A 12492-nucleotide genomic window follows, 5' to 3' on the forward strand; every position below is an offset into this window, starting at 1 on the left:
CACCAAGGTAAGCTTAATTTAAGTATTTACTTATACCTTCGTTTGCGTTTGAATCCACTCCAGCGCTTCGCTCAGGGCGATTTTTTTCATTTCACCTTCGCGGCGCGCCACATATTCGACCATGCCTTCAGCCAATGCTTTGTCACCAATGGTGACGCGATGTGGAATGCCGATTAATTCCATATCTGCAAACATCGAACCCGGACGCTCATTGCGATCGTCCAGCAAGACATCGACACCGGCTGCAATCAGCTGGGCATACAATTGATCCGCAGCCGCTTTCACGACTTCTGATTTGTGGTAACCCACAGCCACGACAGCCACGCTAAATGGCGCCATTGCCGCCGGCCAGATAATGCCTTTGGCATCATGGTTTTGCTCAATCGCCGCCGCGACAATCCGCGACACACCAATACCGTAGCAGCCCATTTCCATTGCTTGCTGCGTATTTTGCTCGGTCACAAACACGCAATTCATCGCTTCTGAATACTTAGTACGCAATTGGAAAATATGGCCAACTTCAATACCACGGCACAATTCCAGCACGCCGCCCTTGCCATCTGGGCACACGTCGCCATTCATCACATTGCGAATATCCGCAACGATGTGTGGCTCTGGTAAATCACGACCAAAGTTCACGCCCGACAAGTGGAATTTTGGCTTATTCGCACCACAAATAAAGTCGCTCATTGCCGCAACAGTTAAATCAGCGATCACACGGATGTCAGCATTGATGCCGACTGGACCGATAAATCCTGGTGGGCACAATAACGCAGTACGGATTTCATCATCAGAAGCAAATCGAAAATCAGCCATGCCTTCAAGCTTAGCGATTTTCACTTCGTTCAGATTATGATCACCACGCAGCAGCGCCAATACAAACTCTCCGGCAACGGTTACCAAAGCGATGGCTTTGACGGTGCGCTCTACGCCAACACCAAGCAATGCCGCCACATCAGCACATGCAGTTTGCTTTGGTGTATCCACATCAGTCATTGCCTCTAATGCCGCCGCACGTGGTGTGCTCGGGGCAAAGGCTTGAGCCAATTCAACGTTGGCCGCGTAATCTGATGTTGGGCAATACGCCAACAAATCTTCACCGGCATCGGCTAGCACATGAAACTCGTGCGAACCCGAGCCACCAATCGCACCGGTATCGGCCGCAACCGCACGGAACTGCAAGCCTAGGCGCGTAAACACCTTAGAATAGGCGCCGTACATCACGTCGTAAGTTTGTTGCAACGACTCAAAAGACGCATGAAATGAATACGCGTCTTTCATCATAAATTCACGCGCACGCATCACACCAAAACGTGGACGGATCTCATCGCGGAATTTAGTTTGAACTTGATAAAAATTCGCCGGCAATTGCTTGTATGAGCGCAATTCACTGCGCGCAATATCAGTAATCACTTCTTCATGCGTTGGGCCAAAACAAAATTGGCGCTCGTGACGATCGGTGATCTTCAGCATTTGTGGACCAAAAACTTCCCAACGCCCGGTTTCTTCCCACAGCTCTTTTGGCTGTACCGCAGGCATCAACAATTCTTGCGCCCCAGCCGTATTCATTTCTGAGCGAACGACAGCCTCAACCTTACGCAATACGCGCAGGCCCAGCGGCATCCAAGTATAGAGCCCCGAACCCAAACGCTTAATTAAACCCGCACGGAGCATCAATTTATGTGAAAGCAATTCTGCTTCAGCGGGCGCTTCTTTTTTAGTAGAAATAAACAGTTGCGAAGTGCGCATAAGAAAATAATTCCGAAAAATAAATCAAATAAAATTGGCCGAGATCATGCGCAAAGCCAATCCATAGCGCGGCAAGCTAGCCGCAGCAACACCGATTAGGCTTCACCTTGCTCACTGGCTCGTGCTGCTTCTAATTGCGCAATCTCAGCCGCCTTCATTTCGGCACGCTTGAGCGCCAGCTTAGGACGCAATAGATTCATCATGATGGCATCACGCGCCCACATCAAAAATAACAACCAGCCGACTAAAATCGCAGCATAAAACATATTATCGGCACGAACAGCGGGGGCGTATTGCTCCAACAATGGATTAATCACAAATTGCACACTACCCAGCACTGCCATCAACAAAACGACAGTCGACATCGCACGCTCTTTAATAAAAGTACCCCGTAGCAACACGCGCTGATCCCAGCGCGTTAGGCCTTGCAACTCAGGTACGTCATCAGGGCGAAAATAAAAGCTCATGCTTTGCATCCATCAATAAATTCATTAAACAAGTCGCCGATTATACAAGCCATCACCAATTCGTCAGCAAAAAATGCAACATCATCTAGGCGATTTGCAAACTAAAGCTGAGTCGCTCATCAAACTTACTGACAATACGGCAAACCATGTAATATCAATACGCCAAAAAAAAGGAGGAGTGCCATGAAAAAATACGCCTTACTCGCAATGAGTGCTTGGATTGGTACCGCGCTGGCAACGAACACACCCACAACCAGCAAAGTGCTTACTCCAGAATTAACGCTCTCGATTATGAGTCAAGTTATTACACCGCAAGTTCAAGCATTACAAACAGCGGCCAATGAATTAAATCAAAGCACGGCGGCGCTTTGCCAGCAGCCAAGCGAAGCCAATTTACAACAAGCGCAACAAGCCTACCTCAGAACATTTAGCGCTTGGCAACAGATCGGTATTGCACCCATTGGGCCTAGCAAGCAGCAACACACTACGCGGCTATTTGAAATACCCGCCCAAAGCACCACCGAGCTCGCTCGGCATAGTTTAACCATGCCCACCCACGCAATGACTGACGGTGAAGCACATTATTATGGCCAGCAACTTGCCGACGGCTACCTTGGGCTGCCTGTTATTGCTGCCGTGTTATTTAACGACACGCCGCTGACTTTACTACAGCAAGATTCAATGTGTGCCTACGTTAATTGGCAAGCAAAGACCATATCGAGACAAGTCACTATTTTGCAGTATGAATGGCAAGGCTTAATTCGAGGCGCGGCTTACGATATTTCTTACCCTGGGCAATTAATTAATGAATACTTGAAAGCGCTCGAAGCGGGCAGTCAGCGCTTAGCGAGCTTCAAAACGCAAGACAGTGCCAAACCGCATAGCGCACAAGAGATTAATGCCAATATTGCCGGGCTTAGCGCACTCATCACCGGCGCAAATGGCATTGGCCTAGATGATTATCTACTGTCGCGACAGCACACCCGCCAATGGCAAAAAACGCAAAAACAACTCAGCAAATTGCAGCAGGCGGGCCAACAATTGGCGCAACACAATAGCGAGCACAACGCCAAGCAAGTCAGCGCTGCTGCTCAATCATTAAATGACACCTTACGCACCGATGTAGCCACGGCACTGCGCCGGAACTAAACAATTGGGCCAGCAATTTGCTGGCCCAATTGTCTTACCAAATCGTATCGAACTTGAATCAATCAAAACGATTTGGCTCAACCCCTTCACTGGCAAACCAATACAGCAATAAAATCCAGCCAATAATCGGCAAGAACCAAATCAGCTGCCACCAACCACTGCGATTGATGTCATGCAGTCGGCGAGCACCGACGGCCAACGATGGCAATAGCGTCAGCAAGGAAAAAACCCCTGAAACGGCTTCACCGGCCAAGCTCAGCGCCAAACCCGCCAAAAACGTAAACAACACCCACCACCAATATTCAGAACGGACCGCACGCCCTTTAAAGTCGGCGTATTTACTAAAACAAGTTCGGATTGACTCTTCAAACCTCATGATCTTCTCCTTAATGTAAAACACCAACACATAGCCACAATCTAGTTTGAAGACAGAACTTAATCAGTTATTCCGCCAAAGGTGGCGCTAAAACGGTACGGTTGCCGCTGGTTTCCATGGCACTCACCAATCCGGCCGCTTCCATTTGCTCGATTAAACGTGCGGCGCGGTTATAACCAATCCGCATTTGTCGTTGCACACCAGAAATCGAAGCGCGGCGACTTTTTAGCACCAAGGCAACCGCCTCATCGTACAAAGGATCGGCCTCTTCACCCTCGGCTCCGCTAGACCAACCACTGATGCCATTATCTTCACCAGCAACTGGATGCAGAACGCCTTCAACATAATTGGGCTCACCGAGTTGTTTTAAGTATTCAACCACACAATGCACCTCGGCATCATCCACAAAAGCGCCATGAATCCGCGTTGGATAACCGCTACCGGGCGGCAAGAACAGCATATCGCCCTGCCCCAACAAAGCCTCAGCGCCCATTTGATCGAGAATGGTGCGACTGTCGATTTTGCTCGACACCTGAAACGCCAAGCGCGTTGGAATATTGGCTTTAATTAACCCAGTAATCACGTCGACCGATGGGCGTTGTGTCGCCAAAATCAAATGAATCCCCGCTGCGCGGGCTTTTTGCGCCAAGCGCGCGATTAATTCTTCGATTTTTTTACCCGCTACCATCATTAAATCGGCAAATTCATCCACCACCACCACAATCAAGGGCAAATGTTCAAGCGGCTCGGGATCGTCCGGCGTTAATGAAAATGGATTAGTTAATTTGCGACCTTTGGCGGCGGCATCGGCGACTTTTTGATTAAAACCGGCCAAATTACGCACGCCGAGTGCACTCAACAGCCGATAACGTTTTTCCATCTCGCCGACACACCAATTGAGCGCATTGGCAGCTAGTTTCATATCGGTGACCACCGGTGCCAGCAAATGCGGAATGCCTTCATAAATCGACAATTCCAGCATTTTTGGGTCAATCATAATAAAGCGCACTTCATCCGGTGTGGCTTTAAATAAAATCGACAAGATCATTGCATTCACACCGACCGATTTACCCGAACCGGTGGTTCCCGCTACCAGCATATGCGGTGTTTTTGCCAGATCGGTCGCAACGGGTAAACCAGCAATATCTTTACCCAGCGCAATGGTAATGGGCGACACTTGTTGCTGGTACTCGGGGGCTGACAAAATCTCGGACAAGCGAATCATTTGCCGGGTTGGGTTAGGCAACTCCAATCCCATGCACGTTTTACCCGGAATGGTTTCCACCACCCGCACGGCGGCAACGCCGAGTGAACGCGCCAGATCCTTGGCCAAATTGACCACTTGTGCGCCGCGCACGCCCATCGCGGGCTCAACTTCAAAGCGAGTAATCACCGGCCCAGCATACGCATCGAGCACACTAACTTTGACCTTAAACTCAGTGAGTTTTTCTTCAATCAAAATACTGCGCTCAAGCAAATCGTCTTGCGTTACGGTTTGCGCACTCACCAAAGGTGGGCGTAATAAATCCAGTGGCAAGCACAAACCATTTTCACATGCGCCCCACGCCGCATTGGGTTTAGGCGCCATTTGCGCAGCACCAAACTCATCGGGGCGCAAAAAATGCGTGGGCCGAACTACGGGCGGCACAACAACCTGACTTGGCGGCGCAGCAACATGGCTTGCTGGCGCAGTCAATACCGGCTCTGCCTGCGTTAACTCAGGCGCGTCGCTACTGGGGAAAGGCACTTGCGCACGAGTAAAACGGTGATCTACTGGCGGCAAAATTGGCGCTTCAGACAAAGCTGCATCCTGCAATACCTCAGGCAATCTCACTGCATGTTCAGCCACAACGTTAACATTCTCTTTTACCGCCGATGCAGCATGTATATCCATCTTCGCTGCATGAATGATGGGCTGCGGCTCAATACGCTCAGATCTTCGCAATAATGTCGGCGGTGCCAAAGGGGCTTTACTTTTTACCGTGCTTTGATTGCTAAACCCACCACCATCTTTATCTAACTTCGCCACGCGGCTAACACCCATACGCCGAGTGGGCGCTACAACCTCAGGCTTGGCGTGAATTTCTTGCAAGCGACTACGAATCTCAGCCACATCGATAATCGGCAACACTTCAGGCGCGGCCTTACTGGGCATTTTCGCCCCTTCGGCGGCTAATTTACGCTGACTCAGCGCCAAATTATGCTGAATTTGCTCCAAATCGATGGTAGGTAATTCTCGCCGACGTGGCATAGGCGACGATTGAGCCGTCTGCGTCGTCGAGGTTTGCTTTGGCGAAGAGAGTGACTGAACATCCGCTGGCGGCGTCGATGTGGCTGCCGATTGAGTCGGCGTAGCTGCAGCTCTAGTCGTTACTGCAGAGCGCTCTGCACTGACTGCGGCCTGTTCACGCAAAGGTCGGCGATGCAAACCAGCAGACGGCGCCGGCGGCGCGGCGATTGACGCGGCACGATTCGTCCGTGCTGATGCCGAATCAACTGCGCTAAACAAAGGATCAAACTCGGGCTCTGTTCTTTCCGCCAAGGCATGAGCATCTACGTCATCCGCATCGCGATGCGCCAAACCTTTAATTTTAGTGACTGCACTTCGCAGTCCAGCTATGCTTTTGCTGGCCACATTCACCACCGGCGACAGCGGTAATTCAAATAGTCGATCCATACCGGGTTTTGCCGATTCGCCCAATTCTGGCTCAGTACGGGCGCGCTCGATCGCCGCTTGCCGCGCCGCGTCATCCATATCACCATCAAGTTGATTATTTAAACGAGTAAACAGATTTTTAATTTTTTTCATTTTTATCTAAACAACAGCAGAACGATCTAAAACAACAAAATATTTACGTACCGCTTGAATGACTTCAAAACGACCGACAAAACCAGCTGGAATGACGGCAGCCTCACCCGCTTTAACGACCACCCCTTGATCGTTCTGATCCCATAAACAGACTTCGCCCTCAATCACGCAAAAAAACTCTTCTTTATCTGCGGCAAAAGCAATTCGCCATGAGCCCACGTCACACGCCCAAATACCACAGGACAATTGACGATCGGCGCTGGTGTAGTGCGACCAAGTGGTGCGCTGTGGATCACCACTTAACAAACGATCGGCCCTTGGCTGATCAAACGTCGGCAGTACCGGCAAATTAAAATGAGTAATCAACACCCGCTCCCCAAACTCAGTAAAACGCGTACATCGCAAAAATGGCAATATCATGCACTGCAACATGTAACACATCTTGCCATTGCGACAGCAAACCCATGTCGCAGCAAACAGTCATTCCAAATCGTTATTCCAAATCACTCGACCAACCATCTGGCCGCATCAGCGCATTATCAAAGCGTGAATGCATCCCTTGGAATACCAATGGAATTTTGCCGGTTGGGCCATTACGGTGCTTACCCAAGATACATTCAGCAATGCCTTTAAATTGGCTATCTGGATTGTAATATTCATCACGATACAAAAACATAATCAAGTCAGCATCTTGCTCAATCGCCCCCGATTCGCGCAAATCGGACATCATTGGACGTTTGTCGGTACGTTGCTCAACCGAACGGCTTAACTGCGACAGCGCGATAATCGGGCATTTGAGTTCGCGCGCCAAACCTTTAAGTGAACGTGAAATCTCGCCGAGTTCAGTCGCACGATTTTGATCTTTTGCGCCAGAACGCCCCGCCATCAATTGCAAATAGTCGATCACAATCAATCCAAGCTGGCCACCGCATTGCCGTGCCAAACGCCGTGATTTAGTACGAATATCCAGCGCGGTCAGCGCGCCGGTTTCTTCAATAAAAATCGGCGCTTCAGACAGCTTACCAACGGCATGCGTAAGACGCAGCCAATCGTCGTCTTCAAATTTACCGGTTTTGAGTTTATGCATATCGATCTTGCCGACCGAGCCGACCATCCGCATCCCCAATTGCGCCGCGCCCATTTCCATTGAAAAAATCGCCACGGGCAATTTGCTATCAATTGCGACGTTCTCAGCAATATTGATCGAAAACGCCGTTTTACCCATCGACGGACGACCGGCAACAATAATCAAATCACCGCCCTGCAGTCCGGATGTCATTTTATCAAGGTCAATAAATCCGGTCGCAGTGCCGGTAATTTCAGATGGATTGTCTTGTTGGTACAAATAATCGATACGCTCGACGATTTCTTTCAAAATCGGCGGCATGGCAAAAAAGCCCTGACTACCTTTTTGTGACTGCTCGGCAATCATAAAGACGCGCGATTCGGCTTCATCGAGTAACTGCTTGGCGTCCCGCCCATTCGGGAAAAACGTCGCATCGGCAATTTCTGTCGCTACGCTAGCGAGCTGACGCATCACTGATTTTTCGCGCACGATTTCGGCGTAACGACGAATATTGGCGGCCGAGGGGGTATTTTGTACCAAGGACCCTAGGTAGGCGAGTCCACCGACATACGTTAAGTCATTGGTGGTATCGAGCGACTCTTTCACCGTGATCACATCGGCTGGGCGATTGTGCTCAACCAATTTAATAATGGCTTGATAGATACGGCGATGGTCTTCACGGTAGAAGTCTTGATCACCAATAATATCGGCGATTTTGTCAAACGCCTGATTGTCGAGCATCAAACCACCGAGTACCGATTGTTCCGCTTCAACCGAGTGCGGTGGAATCCGATATACCGCAGTTTCATCATCGGCATGCGAATTAGCACGATAGCTCGCTTGCATCTCGTTCACTTGGTCAGGATAATCAGTCATTTCTCAATCACAGGGTAGATTAGTTCGCTATTTTACCCCTTCAAAGCCATGCAGTGTTTACGCAAATCAGTTCTTGTCTCCCATTCAGCCCAAGAAATGTTCGATTTAGTCGATCGTGTGGAAGATTACCCACGATTTTTGCCATGGTGCGGCGGCGTGGAAGTGCACGAACGCTCAGCCGAAATCTTGGATGTCACCATCAAAATCGAATTTTTAAAAGTCAGCACTTTTTTTCGTACGCGTGACACCAAAACCGAAAACGAAATCGTCATGCATTTTGTTGATGGCCCATTTAAGGCACTCACCGGCGTTTGGCGTTTTATTCCTCTAATGGAAGACGCCTGCAAAATCGAGTTTTCACTCGATTACGAGTTTTCCAATCGGGCGCTGGATGCCGTCATCGGCCCAGTTTTTGGCAAAATCACCTCAACCTTTGTCGATGCTTTTGTTAAAGAAGCCGACCGAAAATATGGTTAACACAATGTATCCATCTCTAGCCCTTAAAGCGCAATGGCTAGAGCTAGATACCTACCCGACAGAAGAAGTGTATGAGTGAATTAATCACCGTTGAAGTGGTTTACGCCACAGCGAAAAAGCAAAAGCTATTAAGTCTGAAAGTGCCAAATGGTACGACGGCACAACAAGCCATTGAGCGATCGGGCCTGTTGCAAGAATTTCCTGAAATTGACTTAAGCCAGCAAAAGATTGGCATTTTTGCCAAGGCCGTCAAACTTGACACCGTACTACGCCATAAAGACCGTGTTGAAGTATATCGCCCTCTCATTGCCGACCCCAAAGAAGTCCGCCGCCAACGGGCGCAAGCGGGCAAGGCCATGAAAAAAGGCGGCGGCGACGCGGAGTAACTCATTGGGCAGACCCAAAAAGCACACACTCTACTTGATCAAGGTGTCTCAACTGCGCTGCAGTTTCTCCTTGATCAAGGGTGTCCAATCGAGGCGTGCGGCAGATAAAACGGGCCTCCATACAATATGCTAAAAACCTAATAAAGTAACGCATTGACACTCGATTTTGTGCCAAAAACCAAGCGATGCCAAGCTGACTATCCTTGCCAGCTAAGGGCTGAACGGTGGCGACATACCCCTTGCGGGTATGTCATATCCAGCCTACTATACCCCCATGAGTCAAACCCTGAACCCAACAGCCAGCAACACTTCCATCGATATACCCATCGAGGGGATGACTTGCTCTGCCTGCGCTCAGCGTGTCGAAAAAGTACTTAATCGTTTGGATGGCATTCAAGCGAGCGTTAATTTCGCCAGCGAAATGGCGCAAATCAATAGCACCAGTTCCGCGATTCAAATCGCTCCTATTATTCAAGCCATTGAGCACGCCGGCTACCAAGTCCCGCGTCAGCAAATTGAACTCCCTATCGAAGGGATGACGTGCAGCGCATGCGCGCTGCGATTAGAAAAAGTCCTCAATCGACTGCCCAATTTAAGCGCCCAAGTCAATTTCGCCAATGAAAGCGCCCAAATCAGCGCGCCACGTGGGCTCATTGATTTAGATACGGTCAAGGCCGCCATTGAAAAAGCGGGCTTTTCCAGCCCAACAAGCACACAGATCAACACAGCACCCGCCGCTGAAACCCCTTGGCTGTTTATGATTGCCATCGTCTGCACCCTGCCCTTTTTAGTTGAGATGGGCGGCATGCTGTTTGGCCGACACGGCATTTTGCCTTTTGCACTGCAATTTGTGCTTGCCAGCATAGTGCAATTTATTCCTGGCCTGCGTTTTTATCGCGGTGCTTATTTTGCCCTACGTGGTGGTGCCGCCAATATGGATGTACTGGTGGCGCTTGGCACGTCGATGGCGTGGCTATATAGCTGCTGGGCTTGGTCTGCTGGGCGCCATGATCTGTATTTTGAAGCTAGCGCGGCGATTATTACTTTAGTTATGCTGGGTAAATGGCTAGAAAGCCGGGCCAAACACAAAACGGCCAGCGCCATTAGTGAACTGCTGGCGCTGCAGCCGCAAACGGCACGCGTTGAGCGCAATGGACAATGGCTAGAACTGGCGATTGCTAATATCCAGCAAGGCGATATTTTAATGGTGCGCGATGGTGAAAGCATTGCCGTCGACGGGGTGATTCTCAGTGGCAGCATTGCGGTTGATGAAGCCATGCTGACTGGAGAATCCATCCCCGCCAGCAAAACCATGGGGGATACGGTGTTTGCCGGCACCCGCAGCAGCCAAGGTAGCATCACGATCCGCGCCACTAGCATTGGCAGCGCCACGCAATTGGCGGCGATTATTCGTATGGTGCGCCAAGCCCAAGGTAGTAAAGCGCCGATTCAACGCTTGGCCGATCAAATCGCGGCTATTTTTGTACCTGCAGTACTGGTCATTGCCCTAGTAACTTTTGTTGCCACTTGGCTGGTATTAAACGATCCAACCACGGCTTTAATTCACGCAATTGCGGTCTTAGTCATCGCCTGCCCGTGTGCACTGGGATTAGCAACACCGACCGCGATTATGGTCGGCGTTGGGCTGGGCGCCAAAAACGGCTTATTGTTTCGCAATGCCAGCGCCTTAGAGTTAGCCAGCCATATTGACACCTTAATCGTCGACAAAACCGGCACCTTGACCGAGGGTCAGCCCAAAGTCAGCGCGGTTCATCTCATAAACGGCACCGAATCCGAGCTTATTTTGCAAGCGGCCAGCATTGAAGCCCATTCGCAACACCCATTGGCGCATGCCTTAATCAGCGAAGCGCAAACACAGCAACTGGCCTTACTGACCGCCAGCGAGATTCACACCGAAGTGGGTCTTGGTATGTCAGCTCAGATCGGTAACGATCAGTTTAAAGTTGGCCGTCCAGACTGGGTAAGCCCGCTTAATGCCGAGCAAAAAGCGCAACTTGACGTAATGACGCAAGCGGGTCAAACCGTGATCGCACTAGCTAAAAATGAGCAATTACAAGGCTTTATCGGCCTAAAAGACACACCGCGCGCTGATGCAAAAGCCGCCGTCAAATCCTTGCAACTTGCCGGCATCAACATCATTATGCTGACGGGTGACAACCCCGCCACGGCAGCAGTGATCGCCAATGAGCTGGGCATCACGACTTTTCAAGCGCAGATGAGCCCGAAAGACAAAGCGGCACTCATCACCCAATTGCAAGCCCAAGGTCGGCATGTGGCCATGGCTGGCGACGGCATAAATGACGCCCCTGCATTGGCGGCAGCGAATGTGAGCTTTGCGATGCAAAGTGGCGCCAGCGTCGCCATTGAAACCGCAGATATCACGCTAATGCATAACGATATTGCGCATATTGCTGCAGCCATCAGCCTATCGAAAGCGACGATTCGTAAAATCAAACAGAATTTATTTTTCGCCTTTATTTATAACGCTTTAGGCATTCCCGTTGCTGCTTTAGGCTTACTCAACCCCATTGTTGCTGGTGCCGCAATGGCGATGTCGTCTATTTCGGTGGTGAGCAATGCATTGCTATTAAAACGCTGGAAAAGCTAAGGAGTTGCGATGGAAACTATCGATATTCAAATTGACGGCATGACGTGCGGCGGCTGCACAGCTGGCGTAACGCGTGTTCTGCAAGCCGTGACAGGGGTGCAATCGGCCAATGTCACACTTAACCCCGGCGCGGCACATATTGTGTTCGACGCCCAACAAACCAGTCGCGCCGCACTGGAAACAGCCATCGAGGAAGCCGGATATGACATCAAGCACTAAAAAGACGCAAGACAAAACGCAATTACCGCGCCCAAATCGCGATTTATTGATTAAGCGACTTAACCGCATCGTTGGCCAAGTCTCGGGCATCACCCGCATGGTCGAAGAAGAGAAATACAGCGGCGACATCCTCAACCAAGTGGCCGCAGCGCGCTCGGCATTGGATGCTTTAGGTCTAATTTTGCTTGAACAACAAACCCAAGACTGCATCGCCCAAGCGCTTAAAAGCGGCCAAGGCGACGAAGCGGCGGCACAATTGATGCAAGTGGTTAAAAAAGTGCGCGGTTAA

11 protein-coding genes and 1 pseudogene are annotated in these 12492 nt (G+C 50.2%); 6 read left to right on the forward strand and 6 right to left on the reverse strand.

What is annotated here, in order from left to right; genetic code table 11:
• Positions 1 to 30 precede the first annotated feature (30 nt).
• Together K4H25_RS10030 and K4H25_RS10035 are read right to left on the reverse strand one after the other, a co-directional pair.
• A complete protein-coding gene (locus K4H25_RS10030; protein ID WP_221020384.1) occupies positions 31 to 1749 on the reverse strand; it encodes a proline--tRNA ligase in 1719 nt (572 codons plus the stop codon).
• 95 nt (positions 1750 to 1844) lie between these two features.
• Positions 1845 to 2216 (reverse strand): hypothetical protein, encoded by a 372-nt coding sequence (locus tag K4H25_RS10035; protein WP_221020385.1) that lies wholly within the window; start codon positions 2214 to 2216, stop codon positions 1845 to 1847.
• A 183-nt stretch (positions 2217 to 2399) separates the two neighbouring features.
• Between K4H25_RS10035 and K4H25_RS10040 the strand changes: the two genes are divergently transcribed.
• On the forward strand, positions 2400 to 3365 hold the full coding sequence (locus K4H25_RS10040; protein WP_221020386.1) for an imelysin family protein: 966 nt from the start codon (positions 2400 to 2402) through the stop codon (positions 3363 to 3365).
• 58 nt (positions 3366 to 3423) lie between these two features.
• On the opposite strand, the gene K4H25_RS10045 is transcribed toward K4H25_RS10040, so the two are convergent.
• The 4 genes and pseudogenes from K4H25_RS10045 to dnaB all read right to left on the reverse strand — a co-directional run bounded on the left by K4H25_RS10045 (position 3424) and on the right by dnaB (position 8492).
• A complete protein-coding gene (locus K4H25_RS10045) occupies positions 3424 to 3741 on the reverse strand; it encodes a DUF805 domain-containing protein (RefSeq protein WP_221020387.1) in 318 nt (105 codons plus the stop codon).
• A gap of 67 nt (positions 3742 to 3808) precedes the next feature.
• A pseudogene (locus tag K4H25_RS17130) lies at positions 3809 to 5269 on the reverse strand (DNA translocase FtsK); the annotation flags it as partial.
• A 1287-nt stretch (positions 5270 to 6556) separates the two neighbouring features.
• Complete coding sequence (locus K4H25_RS10055) at positions 6557 to 6919, reverse strand: cupin domain-containing protein (RefSeq protein WP_255587506.1); 363 nt, start codon at positions 6917 to 6919, stop codon at positions 6557 to 6559.
• Between the two features lie 124 nt (positions 6920 to 7043).
• Positions 7044 to 8492, reverse strand: coding sequence for a replicative DNA helicase (dnaB, locus tag K4H25_RS10060; protein WP_373314787.1), 1449 nt, complete (start codon positions 8490 to 8492; stop codon positions 7044 to 7046).
• Positions 8493 to 8540: 48 nt separating this feature from the next.
• Between dnaB and K4H25_RS10065 the strand changes: the two genes are divergently transcribed.
• From K4H25_RS10065 to K4H25_RS10085, 5 genes are all read left to right on the forward strand, one after another.
• Positions 8541 to 8969 (forward strand): type II toxin-antitoxin system RatA family toxin, encoded by a 429-nt coding sequence (locus K4H25_RS10065; RefSeq protein ID WP_221020389.1) that lies wholly within the window; start codon positions 8541 to 8543, stop codon positions 8967 to 8969.
• A 71-nt stretch (positions 8970 to 9040) separates the two neighbouring features.
• On the forward strand, positions 9041 to 9355 hold the full coding sequence (locus K4H25_RS10070) for an RnfH family protein (RefSeq protein WP_221020390.1): 315 nt from the start codon (positions 9041 to 9043) through the stop codon (positions 9353 to 9355).
• A gap of 274 nt (positions 9356 to 9629) precedes the next feature.
• Positions 9630 to 11984, forward strand: a complete 2355-nt coding sequence (locus tag K4H25_RS10075; RefSeq protein WP_221020391.1) for a heavy metal translocating P-type ATPase — start codon at positions 9630 to 9632, stop codon at positions 11982 to 11984.
• Positions 11985 to 11993: 9 nt separating this feature from the next.
• Positions 11994 to 12203 (forward strand): heavy-metal-associated domain-containing protein, encoded by a 210-nt coding sequence (locus tag K4H25_RS10080; protein ID WP_173534258.1) that lies wholly within the window; start codon positions 11994 to 11996, stop codon positions 12201 to 12203.
• Positions 12187 to 12492, forward strand: coding sequence for a metal-sensitive transcriptional regulator (locus K4H25_RS10085; protein ID WP_173534259.1), 306 nt, complete (start codon positions 12187 to 12189; stop codon positions 12490 to 12492). Before K4H25_RS10080 ends, K4H25_RS10085 begins: the two co-directional genes overlap by 17 nt.

Source organism: Deefgea piscis (assembly GCF_019665785.1).
Classification (GTDB): Bacteria; Pseudomonadota; Gammaproteobacteria; order Burkholderiales; family Chitinibacteraceae; genus Deefgea.